This is a genomic window from Actinokineospora alba (assembly GCF_004362515.1).
Taxonomy (GTDB): Bacteria; Actinomycetota; Actinomycetes; order Mycobacteriales; family Pseudonocardiaceae; genus Actinokineospora; species Actinokineospora alba.
Genome location: NZ_SNXU01000001.1, coordinates 6,476,048 through 6,489,552, shown reverse-complemented (window position 1 = coordinate 6,489,552; position 13,505 = coordinate 6,476,048). Strand labels below are relative to the sequence as shown.

Genomic DNA, 13,505 nt, shown 5'->3' with positions numbered 1-13,505 from the left:
TGAGCCGTGCCTGGCAAACCGCCGCGCTTGACCAACACCTTGAATTCCGGGGAGGCGGACTAGCGTCGGCGTATGCCACTTTTCTCATTCGAAGACAAGAGCCCGAACGTGCATCCCACCGCGTTCATCGCCCCGACGGCCACCCTGGTCGGCGACGTGATCGTCGAGGAAGGGGCATCCGTCTGGTACAACGCCGTGATCCGCGGCGACTTCGAGCAAGTGATCATCCGGGCCGGCGCGAACGTCCAGGACGGCGCCGTCCTCCACGCGCCGCCGGGGATGCCGTGTGTCATCGGACCCGGTGCGACGGTGGCCCACTCCTGTGTGGTGCACGGCGCGACCGTCGGCGCGGAGGCGTTGATCGCCAACGGGGCCACGGTCCTCGATGGCGCGAAGATCGGGGCGCGCACGATGGTCGCGGCCCACTCGCTGGTCGTCGGCGGGTCCGAGTTTCCCGACGGGGTGCTCGTGATCGGCATCCCGGCGGAGGTGAAGGGGCCGATCGCGGGCACGGGCGCGGAGTTCTGGGTGAACGTCAACCCGCAGGCCTACCGCGACCTCGCCGCCCGCCACCGTGCCGGAGTTCGCCCGGTCCCGGAGTGACCACCCCCGCTTGACGAGGTGTACGGCGTACGCCTACTGTTCCGACGTACTGGTGTACGTCGTACACCTCAGCGCGGAAACAGGGGTCGGCACATGAGCTCGACGAGGACGACGGCAGTGACCGCGGGTGTGTTCTTCCTGATCACGGAGATCACCGCGATCGCGGGAATGGCGCTGTACCAACCGATCCTGGCCGACCCGAACCACCCAGGCGGCGACGGTCGCGTGCTGCTGGGTGGGCTGTTCGAACTCCTGCTGGTCGCCGCCGTGATCGGGTCCGCGGTAACGCTCTACCCGGTAGTCAAGAGACAGAACCACGGATTGGCCCTCGGCTACGTCTGCGCGCGGCTGCTCGAAGCCGCCATCATCGTCGTCGGGACCATCAGTGTCCTCTCGGTCGTGACTCTGCGACAGGACATGGCGGGTGCCGACAACGTCGTGAGCAAGGCGCTCCTGGCGATCCACGAATGGGCGTTCCTGCTCGGCCCCAACTTCGTCCTGGGCGCGAACAGCCTCATGCTCGCCGCCCTGATGTACCGCTCGCGGCTGGTGCCGCGCGCCATCGCCGTGCTGGGGCTCATCGGCGGTCCGCTCATCTGCGTGTCGGCGACCGCCGTGCTGTTCGGGCTCTACGAGCAGCTCTCCCCGGTTGGCGCGCTCGCCGCCCTTCCCGTGTTCGCCTGGGAAGTCAGTCTCGCCCTGTACCTCATCATCAAGGGGTTCCGGCGAGCTGCGCCCACGGCCACACTGCCTCACTGACCAGCAGCACAGCCAGGAGCGCCCCGAACACCAAGCCGAGCACGGTCGCCCCGGTCGCGATCAGCGCGAACGCCGCCCCGGCGAACACGAACGCCTTCGCCGTGAGCTTCGCGGGCACCGGCAGGGGGAACTTCGCCTTCGGCGAGAGGAACAGTCCCCACGCGACGGTCACCACGGCGAAGGCGGCGAGGCCGAGCGCCCAATGCACGGTCCAGCCCCAGTACGCGAAGGCGGCGAAGACGGCGAGTTCCAATAAGAGCGCCGAAGTGAGTTGCAGACCGCGCACAGCTACCCCCAGGTTCCGGACCGGACAGGCGCACTCTGCCACGCGAACTCGTCCGATGACCATGGGTGGGAGGGGCGCGGGGCGCCCTGACCCGGCGCATACTTCGCAAATGGACGATCCGCACGCCACCGCTCTGGACGCGCTCCGCGCAGCGGTGCTCGACGGGCCCGGCGCCACCGACCAGGCCACCCGCGCCGCGGCGGCCTCGGGCGGACCGCTGCCGGACCCGCTGGGCGCCTATGTCACGAAGGTGCGCGAGCAGTCTTACCGGGTCGCCGACGAGGACATCACTTGCCTGCGCGCGTCGGGCCTCGACGAGGAGCAGATCTTCGAGCTGACCGTGGCCACCGCTCTGGGCGCGGCGCTGACTCGCCTGGATGTCGGCCTTCGCGCGGTCCGGGAGGGCACGCGATGAGACTCGACGTGCTCGAACACGGCCACCGGCTGCCTGCCCGGCTGTTCCAGCGGATCGCGGCGCTGGTTTCCGGTGAGGAGCTGGACGACGTCGGCAAGACCGCCTTGCACCGCCCGGAGTTCTTCGGCAAGCCCTTCCTCGCCTACGTCGCGGAAGTCCTGCGCGGCCCGTCCTACTGGACCCCCGCCGAGCGCGAGTACCTCGCGATGGTCACCTCGGCGGCCAACGAATGCCCGTTCTGCAGGCGGGTCCACACCGAGGTGGCCCGCCTGGTGTCGACGGGCGAGGTCGACGTCGACACCGCCGCCGTGCGCCCGGAACTGGCCGCGACGGCCACGTTCCTGGAACGTCTCACCCGCACCCCCGACGACGTCACCGCCGCCGACCTCGCCCCGCTGCGCGCCGCCGGTGTTCCCGACCAGGCCGTCGTCGACGCCTTGCACGTCAACGCCGTCTTCAATCTCGTGAACCGGCTCGCCAACGCGTTCGAGTGGTCCTGGGACTCCGACGCCCACGTCCTGGCGGGCGCGAAAGCCCTCAAGCGCTTCCGCTACCGACTTCCCGGCATCTTCATGCGATGAGTTTCGGGAACTTCCCGGATCTGTATAGGCAGAGGACCGATACGGATACGGGGAGAGCAACCGATGAGCACGATGTTCGTGGTGCGTTACACGACGAGGCCCGAGGCGGCCGACGACAACCAGGCCGCGGTCGAGAAGGTGTTCGCCGAACTGAACGAGGAACGGCCGGATGGCCTGCGGTACGCCACTTTCCGGCTGGCCGACGGGGTGAGCTTCGTCCACGTCGCGGTGATGGAGGGCGAGCACAACCCGCTGACAAAGGTGGCCGCGTTCGCCGAGTTCCAGGCCGGGATCACCGACCGCCTCGCCGCGCCGGTGGAGCGGTCCGAGGCGACCCTGGTCGGCTCCTACCGGGTGGTGTCCGCATGAGCGCCCCCAAGGTCGTCACGCGCGACGAGTGGCTGGCCGCCCGGGTGGAGCTGCTGGCGCGGGAGAAGGAGATCTCCAGGGCGAAGGCGGAGGTCGACGCGCGGCGTCGCGAGCTGCCGATGGTCCGCCTGGACAAGGAGTACAAGCTGACGGGGCCTGACGGTCCGGTGGGGCTGCTCGACCTGTTCGAGGGGCGCAGGCAGCTCATCGTCTACCACTTCATGTTCGACCCGGCCTGGGACGAGGGCTGCGCGAGCTGCTCGCTGATGGCCGACAACCTCGGCCACCTCGTCCACCTGCACGTCAACGACACCTCGCTGGCTTTCGTGTCCCGCGCGCCATTGGCGAAGATCGAGCCGTTCAAGGCCCGGATGGGCTGGAGCATGCCGTGGGTCTCGTCGCACGAAAGCGACTTCAACTACGACTTCCAGGTGTCCCATGACGAGTCCATCGCGCCCCCCGAGTACAACTACAAGGACGCGGACACCCTGCGGGCCGAAGGGCTGACGTACTTGCTCACCAGCGAGGGCCCCGGCGTGAGCGTCTTCCTCCGCGACGGCGACGACGTGTTCCACACCTACTCGGCCTACGCGCGGGGCCTCGACACACTGCTGGGCACCTACCACTTCCTCGACCTGACGCCGCTGGGCCGACAGCGCTATGTCAACGAGTTCCGCCACCACGACCGCTACGACGAAGCGACCGGCCATTCCTGTCACTGACGTGTCGTAACCTCATCCTGGCGACGCCGTGACCTGCGCGGCGATGAGTTTTCCGCACTGAACGGATCTGTATCGGGGAGAGGTCCGTGCGGTGAGAGGAGCAGTTGGTGTCATCGACAACCCAGGAGCGGGCCGGTGCGGATTTCGCCAGGCTCACCGACCCGTTCCGCCGGGAACTGCTGGCGCACTGCTACCGGATGCTCGGCTCGATCCACGAGGCCGAGGACGTGGTCCAGGAGACCTACCTGCTGGCCTGGCGCGCCTACGGTGACTTCGAGGGCCGGTCGTCGCTGCGCACCTGGCTGTACAAGATCGCCACCCGGGCCTGTCTCAAGGCACTGGAACGCGGAACCCGCCGACCGCTGCCGTCCGGACTGGCCGGACCCAGCGACGATCCGGAGGGCCCCTTCGGCCCCCGCCAACCGGAAACGGCTTGGCTGCACCCTTTCCCGGACACCATGCTCGCCCCCGACCCGGCCGCCACGGTCGAGTCCCGCCACACCACCCGCCTGGCCTTCGCCGCCGCCCTGCAACACCTCCCACCCCGCCAACGCGCGGTGTTGCTGTTGAGGGAGGTGCTGGCCTGGCGGGCCGCCGAAGTCGCCCAACTCCTCAACACCACCACCGCTTCGGTGAACAGCTCCCTCCAACGCGCCCGAACCCAGTTGGCGGCCGCGGATCCGGTGGAGGACAAGGTCATGGAACCTACCGACCCAGACCAACGAGCCTTGGTGGACAACTACGCCAAGGCCTTCGAAGACGCCGACATCCCCGCCATGATGCGACTGTTGACCGAGGACGCCGTCTTCGAAATGCCCCCCATGCCCACCTGGTTCGCGGGCCGCGACAACGTGGGAGCCTTCCTCGCCACCCGCCTCCGCACCCCCGGAGCCATGCGGATGGTCCCCACCTCCGCCAACGGCCAACCCGCCTTCGCCGTCTACATGCGACAAGAAGATGGCGGATACCACGCGCACGCGATACTCGTGCTTACCTTGGTGGGAAAGCGAATCAACCGAATCACAATGTTCCACGAGCCGGACCTGTTCAGCACGTTCGGAATGCCGGACCACGCCCCATCGCCCTAAGCCCCCCGTCCCGCCGGTCCTCAACCAGGGCAGGCGGTGGGCCACCACCACTCACCCCGAAACGCAACAGCCCACCCAAACAGGCACCCAGCATCGAGAACGCCCGATCACGCCAAGAACGAGGCCACAGTCTCGGTGAACCAGTCCGGATCATCGAGCCACGGAAAGTGCCCACCACGCGCCAAGGTAACCAACTTGGCGTTGGGGAACAGGTCGGCCAACTCAGCCGCGGCAGCCTCCGGTGCCGAGAGATCATGATCCCCAGCGAGAACCAAAACCGTCGCGCCAAGAGCGCCGAGCGCCGCCCGCGTGCTGTCAGGCGAGAAGGCACCCTCAGCAGCGTAAGCCTCAGCCGCATCAGGGTTCCGCTGAAACTCCCCAGCGGCATGGTGGGCCCGCGCGGTGTCGTCCCATCGTCCATAGGTGAAGGGCACCAACGCCTCCCAATCCTCCACAGTGCCCTCCCCAGCGGCGATCGAGTCGAACGCCGCCGACACCTGCCCGTACCAAGGCTCGCCCTTCCGCCGCTCGATAACCGCCCGCCTAACGTCCGGACTGATCGTGATCCCGACCGCGTAAGTGCTCGGCGTGACGAGAACCAGCGCCCCAACCCGCTCCGCATAACGCGCGGCATACAGGGCGGCGAGGTTCGTGCCGGCGGAGTGCGCCAAAAGATCCACCCGGTCGAGCCCAAGCTGCTCCCGAAGCGCCTCGACATCCTCCACCAGCCGGTCGCACCGACAAGAAGCCAGATCGGTCGTCGGTGACTCGCCAGTCCCGCGCAGGTCCAACCGGATCAGGCGCACCCGCGAGGACAGGCCGCCAAGGTCCCCGAGGTAAGCCGAGTCCTGCATCGGCCCGCCCGGCAGGACGATCACCGGATTCCCCTCCCCGAGCGCGTGGTAGGTGAGCCTGGTCCCGTCGAAAGCGATGAAGTCGGACATCCGCGGATCCTCCCAGCCCACCCGTCCCCAAGCCATCGCTTTACCCGTAAACCCCTTCTGACCTGGTAAAATCGACCTAAGGACGAGGGGGATGAGTGGACCGGAACATCCGCACGGTCGAGGACGTACTCAAGCTCATGGACCAGCTGTTCGCGCCCGACGCCGACCGCTGGACGACCGGCGGCGCCGACTGGTGGGACCGCTTCTACGCCGACCGCGCCAAGCCCGTGCCGTTCTTCGCGGCGAAACCCGACGAGAACCTCGTCTCCTACCTCGACCGCGGCCTGATCGCCCCCGGCCGCGCGCTCGACTTGGGCTGCGGACCCGGTCGCAACGCCCTCCACCTCGCTTCCGCAGGCTTCACCGTCGACGCCGTCGACCTCTCCCCGACAGCCATCGCATGGGCGAAGGAGCGGGACGCGCGCGGCGAGGTTCGCTTCCACTGCGGCGACGCGTTCGAGGCCGACCTCACCGGACCGTACGACCTCGTCTACGACTCCGGCTGCTTCCACCACCTGCCACCGCACCGCCGCGTCAGCTATCTCGCCCTGCTCGACCGCGTCCTCGCACCGGGCGGCCACCTCGCGATGGTCTGCTTCGCCCGCGAAGGGGGCTCCGAACTCCCGGACGCCGACTTCTACCGCCATTCCCGCTTGGAGGGTGGCCTGGCCTACACGCCGGAATCGCTGCGCCGGATCTTCGACCAGTTCACGGAGGTGGAACTGCGCCGCATGCGCGACGAGCCGCCGGAGTCGCCGCGCTTCGGCGAACCTTTCCTCTGGACCGCCCTGTTCCAAGCGCCCGAATAAAGTTTCGGCGGTGCTGTCACATTCGGCTGCTGCCCCGGGTCAGGTGAGTAAGAGACCCGAACAGAGGAGCAGCTGATGTCCACCACCTACACCGTCGTCACCATCGTCGCAGCCGCCATGGCCGCGTTCTCAGCGGTTTCGGTCTTCACCCACGCCAAGTGGGTCGTCGAGCCGCTGGCCGACTACAGCGTGCCCCGCGCGTGGTGGCCGTGGCTCGGTGTGGCCAAGGCCGCGGGCGCGGCGGGCCTGGTGATCGGCCTGTTCGTGCCGGTCATCGGTCTCATCGCCGCGATCGGGCTGATCCTCTACTTCACCGGCGCCGTGGTCACCGTGGCGCGGGCCCGCTGGTACTCACACCTCGCCTTCCCGCTGATCTATATGGCGCCCGTCGTCGCGTCCCTCGCCCTCCGGGGGTGACGGGACGAGGTGGACGATGGCCTGCGCCAACGCGTCCAGCGGCGCCGAAGTGGGGTCGGCCAGGTACTCCGAGGCGATCCCGTTCACCAAGGCGATGAGGGTCAGCGCGAGCACGTCGGGCGGCAGCGGCAGGTCTACGCCCGACTGCCTGGCGTACTCCCGGAGCCAGTCGGCCACCGCCGTGCGCAAGATCTTCCGCGAGCCGAAGATCCGCTCCCGAAGCGCGTCGTCGCGGGCGGCGTAGAGCAGGGTCTCCAGGGCCAGCCGGTGCCCGGTCGTGTCGGCCTTGACCTGGGCCGCCAGGTAGGACGCCACCAGGGCGGGCAGACCGGCCCCCGCCCCCAGGGTCAGCGCCAGGCCCTTGCCGGTCATCCCCTCGACCCGGTCGGCGATCACCGCGGCGACCAGGTCGTCCTTGCCGGTGAAGTTGGAGTACACCGCGCCGCGGGTGAAGCCTGCCGCGGCCGCGACATCCTCCAACCGGGTCGCGTGGATGCCGCGCTCGGCGAACTGCTCGGCAGCGGCGGCCAGGAGGCGACGGCGGACCTCAAGGCGCCGGACGCGGGGAGTGGGGGCGGTCGACTTCACCCGGTCACGCTACCGCCGGGCAGGCGGGCGCTCGCCGACGATGGCGCATCTGGGACAGATTCCCATGTGGGCCAACGAAACCAGCCCAAACGACTATCACCGCAGGCAATGATTCCCAGGAATGGCCGGACATTCCGGCCGGGTGAGGAAAGGTGCGGCGAAACCCCCATGGCACTCAAGAGACTGGTCGGCGGCCTGCTCGCGGCCGCGGTGGTCATAACCGCGACCGGCGCGATGAGCGCGTCGGCGGCGCAGCGCGACGCCAGGGCCGAGGCGCAGGTCAAGATCGACAAAGTCGTGACCGACTTCCGCGCGATGGGCGCCTCGGCGTTCCGCTACGGCGGCGACCAGAGCTGGACGGTCCAGGCGGGCAAGGTGTCCGGCTTCGAGAACCGGCCGATCACCGACAACGACCACATCCGCATCGGCAGCCTGACCAAGTCGTTCGTCTCCACGGTCGTGCTCCAGCTCGTCGCCGAGGGCAAGGTGGCCCTCGACAGTCCGATCGAGCAGTACCTGCCCGGTCTCGTCGCGGGCAACGGCCACGACGGCACGAAGATCACGGTCCGGCACCTGCTGCAGCACACCAGCGGCATCCGGGACTACCTGGGCACGATGGTCATCAACCCGCTCAACCTCTGGGCCACCCACGACCCGGCCGCACTCGCCCGCAACGGCCTGGCCAAGGGCTCGAACGGCGCTCCGGGCGCGGTGTTCCTCTACTCCAACACCAACTACATCATCCTGGGCATGATGGTCGAGAAGATCACCGCGCGCTCGCTCACGCAGGAGATCCACGACCGCATCACCGCGCCGCACGGCCTCACCGAGACCGAGCTGCCGCCCGCGGCCAAGCACCGGCTGCCCGAGCCGTTCCCCTTCGGCTACACCCACCTGCTGCCCACCCTGAAGATCGACACCACCCACTACTCGCCGACGCTGGCCTGGGCGTCGGGCGCGGTGGTCTCCACCGGCCGTGACGTGGGCAGGTTCTACGCGCTGCTCGCCGAGGGCAAGCTGCTCCCGCCCGCGCAGCAGGCGGAGCTGGTCAAGACCTTCACCGACGAGCCGTACGCCTACGGACTCGGCCTCATCGTCTGGCGCCTGTCCTGCGGCGTGACCGCGTACGGGCACAACGGCGTGGTGCCGGGCTTCGTCTCCGTCGCCTTCGCCACGGCCGACGGCAAGCAGGGGGTCGTGACCACCAACGCGAACATCGGCCCGAGCCAGCCCCACACGCAGCCCATGCACGAGGCAGTGGAAATCGCGCTCTGTGCCTGATAAGCGCCCTACGGCGGCGGTTCCTGATCTCCAGGGGCCGCCGCCGCATGTCACATCACAGGTTCTTCCGGGGATTCTCCGGCGTTCTACGCCGGGAGGAATGGTGCGGGAGGTTCGCCTCGATCCGACTGTGCCGTGATCTATCGGGTCTCCCCGTTGTCTTGTGGCTTTGTCGGTGGTGGCAGCTAGGTTGATCTGCATGTCCCGGTTCCGCCTTCAGCCGACACCCGCTCAGGAGCGGGCGTTGCTGGAGTATTGCGCGCATGTCCGGTTCGTGTGGAATCTCGCCGTAGAGCAGCACGCCCACTGGAGGCCGGGGCGCAAGTCGGTGCCAGGGCTCACCGAGCAGTGCCGCCAGTTGACGGAGGCGCGGGCGGTGAACCCGTGGTTGGCCGCCGGGTCAGTGATCGTGCAGCAGCAGGCGTTGAAGGACTTTTCCCAGGCGATGGCGAACTTCTTCGGCCGAACCCATCGGCGGCCGACCTGGCGCCGACGTGGGCGGGCCGAGGGCTTCCGGATCGTGGCTGTCAAACCGGGCGATCTGCGCAGGGTCTCCCGCAAGGTCGGTGAGGTGCGGGTGCCCAAGGTTGGGTGGGTGCGCTTCCGCTGGTCGCGTGCGGTCGCCGATGGTGTGAAGTCCTACCGGGTCACCCGTGACCGGGTGGGTCGCTGGCATGTGGCGTTCGCCTTGGTGCCCGATGCCATCGCCGGTCCGGGCACGGGTGCGGTGGTGGGCGTGGACCGGGGTGTCGTGGTATCGGCTGCGTTGTCTACCGGGGAACTGTTGAACGCGTCGATGTTGCGCGGACCTGAGAAGGCGCGGCTGCTGAGGCTGCAGCGCAGGCTCGCCCGGGCCCAGCGCGGTTCCAACCGGCGCGGCAAGGTCAAGACGGCCATCGCGAGGCTCAAGGCCCGCGAGACCGACCGGCGTAAGGACTGGGTGGAGAAGACCAGCACCCGCCTTGCCCGGGAGTTCGACGTGGTCGCGGTCGAGAACCTCAAGATCAGCAACATGACCCGGTCGGCGAAGGGCACCCGCGAGACGCCGGGCCGGGGTGTGCGGCAGAAGGCGGGCCTGAACCGGGGCATCCTCGCCAACGGGTGGGGTCGGTTGGTGACTCGGCTGGAGCAGAAGGCTCCGGGGCGGGTGGTGAAGGTCGACCCGCGGTTCACGAGTCAGCGTTGTTCGGCGTGTGGGGTTGTGGATCGGGAGGCGCGCGAGAGCCAAGCCGCCTTCCGGTGCCGGTCCTGCGGTTTCGCCTGCAACGCGGACGTGAACGCGGCACTGAATATTCGACTCGCGGCAGGGCATGCCGTGACTGCACGGGGAGGCCCGCCGTCGGGTGAGCCCGCGAACCGTGAACCTCAACGCGATCCCCTCGCGGGGTAAGAGCAGTTGGAATCCCCAGTATTCATGCGGGGAGGATGTCAAATTTCATGGAGTTGACCCCACGGTGCACCGGACGACTCGATACTCTTGTGTATCGAATCGGCCTGGGGGGTGGGCATGGGCGACGTGCTGGATGTCGAGACGGATCATGGGCGGGTGTACCGGGCCCTTGTCGGCCAGCCGCGGACGCGGGTACCGGGCATCGTCGAGCGGACGGGTCTCTCCGTCGAGGTCGTGGAGACGACGCTGCGCGACCTGCTCGACGAGGGGGCGGTGTCCGAGCTCGGGGGAGCGTGGGAAGCACACTCGCCCGCGGAGGTCACCGAGGAACTGCTGCGCCGCGACGCCGAACGCCAGGCGGGCCTGCGGCGCAACGGGCTGGAGTTGGAGCAGCTGTTCCGTTTCGTCCGGCGGGAAAGCGGCCACTACGGCGCGCTCGAGGTCATCGACGACACCGCGCGCATCTCGTGGACGGCGCAGCAGATGCAGCGCGCCGCCAAGGAGCAGTTCCGGGTGGTCGACCGGCCGCCGTACTTCGCGCCCGACGAGTACTACGTCAACCAGGAAGTCATGCAGCGCGAACGGATGGACGCGGGGGTGGTCTACCGGACCATCTACTTCGAGTCCGCGTTCGACGACCCGCTGATCGGGCCCAACATGGCGCGGATGATGGCGGCGGGGGAGCAGGCACGCACGATGGAGGATCCGCCGATCAAGCTGCTGCTGGCCGACTACGACTCCGCCGTGCTCACCCTGGAGGCGGAGGGCGCGCACGGCGTGGTGTCGCTGTTCGTCCGGCCGTCCGGTCTGCTCGACGTGCTGTCCGGGGTGTTCGAGACCCTGTGGAAGCTCTCGGTCCCGGTGTCGGCCTCGCGCATCGAGGGTTTCGTCGACGACCGGGACCGGCAGATCATCTCGCTGATGGCCAGCGGGGCGACCGACGACGCGATCGCCCGGCGGCTGAACCTGTCGCGCCGCACGGTGGTGCGGCGCACCGCCGCCCTGTTCGACCGGCTGGGCGCCACGACCAGGTTCCAGGCCGGGGTACAGGCCTCCCGCCGCGGTTGGCTCTGACAGCGGGGAAACCGGGGTCGGACGGACTCGCCCGACCCCGGATTTCCTAGGCCGCGACCCGGAATCCGGCGCCGACACCGCCGTTGGCGTCCATGTCGGCGATGATGCTCAGGATCGGGCTGCCGTGCTGCAGTCCCCACGCGTTGCCCACCAGGGTCTGGCCCACCACGACGGGCGCGCCCGAGTCACCGGCCCAGGTCCAGATCGTGTGGGCGAACCAGATCCCGCGGTTGCCGAGGTTGAAGCCGCAGGTGAGGCCGGTCGTCTGGCCCTGCTTGCACATCCGCACGCCTGCCCCCGGAACGGCGCCGACCGAGGTGATCGTCACCGCGCCGACGGTGGTCGTGGGCACGACCTTGGTCTCGTCCAGGTCGATCACCGCGTAGTCCAGGCCGTCGGGGCCGTCGGACGCCAGGTTGTTCGGGGTGCTGACGTGAGTGACGGTGCCGATGACGCCGGTGTCCGTGTCGGGCGTGATCACCTTCGCCGTGTTGAACGCCGTGCCCGCGGGTGCGACGTTCTTGTAGATCGGCTCGCCGACCAGTTTGGTGCCGTCGGCCTGGATGAAGCAGTGGGCGTTGGTCAGCCCGACCAGGTTCCCGGTCCGGTCGTACCCGACCGCCGTGAGCGTGCAGCCGAACGCGGTCGCCTGCGTGACCTCAGCCGGAAGCCCTTTGTCGAAGGCGATTCCGCTGCCGCCGCCGAGGGTGACGGAGGTGGCCGCGGTCGAGGTCGGACCCACGACCCCAAGTAGGCCCGCGGCGAGGCCGACGACGGCGAGCCCCAGCGCCGCGAGCCGTGGTTTGGATCGGATTCCCCGAGACATCTGTGGATTCCCCCTGATTGTGGGATATGGCTGGACAAGGGCGAACCTACATTTCCCGCGGTTCCCGAAAGCCGTCTTGGCGCGACCTGTGTGGGCAATGGCGCAGGTGGGCCATGGCATTCGGCCATGTTCGGTCCATCCGGCCGAGAGAATCGTGGACGTAGGTGTGATTTTCGAGGAGAGGAAACGAATGCGCACGAAAACCAGGGGGACGAGCTGGGTGCTGGCGGGGGTGGTGCTCGCCGCGTCGGTGGGCATCGCGCCCGCGGCGTCCGCGGCGGAGCCGCACGCCGCCACGCAGGCCGCCATCGACACCCTCAAGACCACCAACGTCTCGCCGGGGGCGGGCGTGGTGGTCCGCGACGGCGACACCCAGTGGGATCTGAGCAGTGGAACCCGGGCCCTGGGCCAGAATCTGCCGTTCGGCCCCGACCACAAGGTCCGCGCGGGCAGCCTGACCAAGTCGTTCACGTCCGCGATCACGCTGCAGCTGGTCGCCGAGGGAAAGCTCGATCTCGACGCAACGGTGGAGACCTACCTTCTCGGTGTGGTCAAGGGAAACGGCTATGACGGCACCAAGATCACCGTGCGGCAGCTGCTGAACCACACCAGCGGAATCGCCGACTACGTCATTCCCTTCACCCTCAACCCGTTCGTCCACCTGTTCACGCACACGAAGGCCGAGATGGTGGGCTGGGGCCTGTCAGTCGCGCCGTACTTCGCGCCGGGGACCTCACACCAGTACTCCGGCACCAACTTCCTCCTCGCGGGCATGATCATCGAGAAGGTCACCGGTCGGACCTACGAGCAGGAGCTGGACTCCCGGATCATCACCCCGCTCGGCCTGACCAACACCTACATCCCGGCCCCGGGCTACAAAGCGCTGCCGCCGGGACACGTCCGCGGCTACGTCGGCCGGGTGGTGTACGCCGACTTCACCCAGATGGTCGAGCCGAGCGTCGGGCAGTCCAGCGGCGGCATCGTGACCAGCGGCGCCGACGCGACCAAGTTCTTCCAGGCCCTGATCACCGGCAAGGTCGTTCCCGCCGCGCAGCTCGCGGAGATGCTCAAGGTCACCGGCATCCCCGGGCCGGGCGTGGACTACGGCCTCGGCCTGATCCGCTACCCGCTTCCCTGCGGCGGCGAGGCCTACGGCCACCCCGGCGTCTGGCCCGGCTACCAGTCCGTCGCGGCCGCGACCACCGACGGGCGGTCGGCTTTCGTCGTGCTCAACGTCCTGCCCGCCGTCGACGCCATCAGCGGCGCCGGTGTCGACCGCACGGTCGCCCTGGGCACCGCCCTGTGCGACCGGGGCTGACCGGCTGACGAGCCCGCGCCCGCCTTCCTCGCGGG

Annotated in this window: 17 protein-coding genes; 13 read left to right on the top strand and 4 right to left on the bottom strand. The window is 68.7% G+C overall.

The genetic code is table 11. The features are described from left to right. Positions 1-72 precede the first annotated feature (72 nt). Entirely contained in the window at positions 73-603 is a 531-nt protein-coding gene (locus tag C8E96_RS29465) for a gamma carbonic anhydrase family protein (RefSeq protein ID WP_091377749.1), read from the top strand. Positions 604-696: 93 nt separating this feature from the next. Beyond that, a complete protein-coding gene (locus tag C8E96_RS29460) occupies positions 697-1,362 on the top strand; it encodes a DUF4386 domain-containing protein (RefSeq protein ID WP_091377752.1) in 666 nt (221 codons plus the stop codon). Here C8E96_RS29460 and C8E96_RS29455 read toward each other — a convergent pair. Further along, complete coding sequence (locus C8E96_RS29455; RefSeq protein ID WP_166658152.1) at positions 1,316-1,648, bottom strand: YrdB family protein; 333 nt, start codon at positions 1,646-1,648, stop codon at positions 1,316-1,318. The two genes, C8E96_RS29460 and C8E96_RS29455, sit on opposite strands and share 47 nt — an antisense overlap. A 109-nt stretch (positions 1,649-1,757) precedes the next feature. Between C8E96_RS29455 and C8E96_RS29450 the strand changes: the two genes are divergently transcribed. The 5 genes from C8E96_RS29450 to C8E96_RS29430 all read left to right on the top strand — a co-directional run bounded on the left by C8E96_RS29450 (position 1,758) and on the right by C8E96_RS29430 (position 4,823). After that, a complete protein-coding gene (locus C8E96_RS29450; RefSeq protein ID WP_091377761.1) occupies positions 1,758-2,063 on the top strand; it encodes a carboxymuconolactone decarboxylase family protein in 306 nt (101 codons plus the stop codon). Further along, positions 2,060-2,644 carry a carboxymuconolactone decarboxylase family protein gene (locus tag C8E96_RS29445; protein WP_091377764.1) on the top strand — a complete coding sequence of 195 codons (585 nt, stop codon included), beginning with the start codon at positions 2,060-2,062 and terminating at the stop codon, positions 2,642-2,644. Before C8E96_RS29450 ends, C8E96_RS29445 begins: the two co-directional genes overlap by 4 nt. 63 nt (positions 2,645-2,707) lie before the next feature. Beyond that, positions 2,708-3,013: a hypothetical protein gene (locus C8E96_RS29440; RefSeq protein ID WP_091377767.1), complete on the top strand. Its 306-nt coding sequence runs from the start codon at positions 2,708-2,710 to the stop codon at positions 3,011-3,013. Beyond that, positions 3,010-3,735, top strand: a complete 726-nt coding sequence (locus tag C8E96_RS29435; protein ID WP_091377770.1) for a DUF899 domain-containing protein — start codon at positions 3,010-3,012, stop codon at positions 3,733-3,735. The genes C8E96_RS29440 and C8E96_RS29435 overlap by 4 nt, the downstream gene beginning before the upstream one ends. Positions 3,736-3,842: 107 nt before the next feature. Continuing rightward, positions 3,843-4,823, top strand: coding sequence for a sigma-70 family RNA polymerase sigma factor (locus C8E96_RS29430; protein WP_091378232.1), 981 nt, complete (start codon positions 3,843-3,845; stop codon positions 4,821-4,823). Between the two features lie 107 nt (positions 4,824-4,930). On the opposite strand, the gene C8E96_RS29425 is transcribed toward C8E96_RS29430, so the two are convergent. Then, positions 4,931-5,767: an alpha/beta fold hydrolase gene (locus C8E96_RS29425; protein ID WP_091377773.1), complete on the bottom strand. Its 837-nt coding sequence runs from the start codon at positions 5,765-5,767 to the stop codon at positions 4,931-4,933. Positions 5,768-5,862: 95 nt separating this feature from the next. Between C8E96_RS29425 and C8E96_RS29420 the strand changes: the two genes are divergently transcribed. Further along, positions 5,863-6,576, top strand: a complete 714-nt coding sequence (locus C8E96_RS29420) for a class I SAM-dependent methyltransferase (protein ID WP_091377776.1) — start codon at positions 5,863-5,865, stop codon at positions 6,574-6,576. A gap of 75 nt (positions 6,577-6,651) precedes the next feature. Further along, on the top strand, positions 6,652-6,993 hold the full coding sequence (locus C8E96_RS29415; protein ID WP_091377780.1) for a DoxX family protein: 342 nt from the start codon (positions 6,652-6,654) through the stop codon (positions 6,991-6,993). Here C8E96_RS29415 and C8E96_RS29410 read toward each other — a convergent pair. Then, complete coding sequence (locus C8E96_RS29410) at positions 6,928-7,581, bottom strand: TetR/AcrR family transcriptional regulator (protein ID WP_091377784.1); 654 nt, start codon at positions 7,579-7,581, stop codon at positions 6,928-6,930. The two genes, C8E96_RS29415 and C8E96_RS29410, sit on opposite strands and share 66 nt — an antisense overlap. 168 nt (positions 7,582-7,749) lie before the next feature. On the opposite strand from C8E96_RS29410, the gene C8E96_RS29405 reads away from it, so the two are divergent. The 3 genes from C8E96_RS29405 (at position 7,750) to C8E96_RS29395 (ending at position 11,326) form a co-directional block, all read left to right on the top strand. Continuing rightward, entirely contained in the window at positions 7,750-8,862 is a 1,113-nt protein-coding gene (locus C8E96_RS29405) for a serine hydrolase domain-containing protein (protein ID WP_166658151.1), read from the top strand. Between the two features lie 199 nt (positions 8,863-9,061). Next, the gene (locus tag C8E96_RS29400) at positions 9,062-10,252 is read left to right on the top strand and encodes an RNA-guided endonuclease InsQ/TnpB family protein (protein ID WP_091377791.1); all 1,191 of its coding nucleotides are present in this window, start codon (positions 9,062-9,064) and stop codon (positions 10,250-10,252) included. 117 nt (positions 10,253-10,369) lie between these two features. Further along, on the top strand, positions 10,370-11,326 hold the full coding sequence (locus C8E96_RS29395) for a helix-turn-helix transcriptional regulator (RefSeq protein ID WP_091377795.1): 957 nt from the start codon (positions 10,370-10,372) through the stop codon (positions 11,324-11,326). A 46-nt stretch (positions 11,327-11,372) separates the two neighbouring features. Here the strand turns inward: C8E96_RS29395 and C8E96_RS29390 are convergent, their stop codons facing one another. Then, on the bottom strand, positions 11,373-12,152 hold the full coding sequence (locus C8E96_RS29390; RefSeq protein ID WP_091377798.1) for a chymotrypsin family serine protease: 780 nt from the start codon (positions 12,150-12,152) through the stop codon (positions 11,373-11,375). A gap of 190 nt (positions 12,153-12,342) precedes the next feature. Between C8E96_RS29390 and C8E96_RS29385 the strand changes: the two genes are divergently transcribed. Further along, positions 12,343-13,470 (top strand): serine hydrolase domain-containing protein, encoded by a 1,128-nt coding sequence (locus C8E96_RS29385; RefSeq protein WP_166658150.1) that lies wholly within the window; start codon positions 12,343-12,345, stop codon positions 13,468-13,470. Positions 13,471-13,505: the final 35 nt, after the last annotated feature.

Excerpts from the sequence above, each read along its gene's own strand:
- C8E96_RS29395 (WP_091377795.1), top strand. The coding sequence starts at position 10,370 with ATGGGCGACGTGCTGGATGTCGAGACGGATCATGGGCGGGTGTACCGG.
- C8E96_RS29435 (WP_091377770.1), top strand. The coding sequence starts at position 3,010 with ATGAGCGCCCCCAAGGTCGTCACGCGCGACGAGTGGCTGGCCGCCCGG.
- C8E96_RS29460 (WP_091377752.1), top strand. The coding sequence starts at position 697 with ATGAGCTCGACGAGGACGACGGCAGTGACCGCGGGTGTGTTCTTCCTG.
- C8E96_RS29425 (WP_091377773.1), bottom strand. The coding sequence starts at position 5,767 with ATGTCCGACTTCATCGCTTTCGACGGGACCAGGCTCACCTACCACGCG.
- C8E96_RS29405 (WP_166658151.1), top strand. The coding sequence starts at position 7,750 with ATGGCACTCAAGAGACTGGTCGGCGGCCTGCTCGCGGCCGCGGTGGTC.
- C8E96_RS29450 (WP_091377761.1), top strand. The coding sequence starts at position 1,758 with ATGGACGATCCGCACGCCACCGCTCTGGACGCGCTCCGCGCAGCGGTG.
- C8E96_RS29440 (WP_091377767.1), top strand. The coding sequence starts at position 2,708 with ATGAGCACGATGTTCGTGGTGCGTTACACGACGAGGCCCGAGGCGGCC.
- C8E96_RS29385 (WP_166658150.1), top strand. The coding sequence starts at position 12,343 with ATGCGCACGAAAACCAGGGGGACGAGCTGGGTGCTGGCGGGGGTGGTG.
- C8E96_RS29465 (WP_091377749.1), top strand. The coding sequence starts at position 73 with ATGCCACTTTTCTCATTCGAAGACAAGAGCCCGAACGTGCATCCCACC.
- C8E96_RS29390 (WP_091377798.1), bottom strand. The coding sequence starts at position 12,152 with ATGTCTCGGGGAATCCGATCCAAACCACGGCTCGCGGCGCTGGGGCTC.
- C8E96_RS29400 (WP_091377791.1), top strand. The coding sequence starts at position 9,062 with ATGTCCCGGTTCCGCCTTCAGCCGACACCCGCTCAGGAGCGGGCGTTG.
- C8E96_RS29415 (WP_091377780.1), top strand. The coding sequence starts at position 6,652 with ATGTCCACCACCTACACCGTCGTCACCATCGTCGCAGCCGCCATGGCC.
- C8E96_RS29445 (WP_091377764.1), top strand. The coding sequence starts at position 2,060 with ATGAGACTCGACGTGCTCGAACACGGCCACCGGCTGCCTGCCCGGCTG.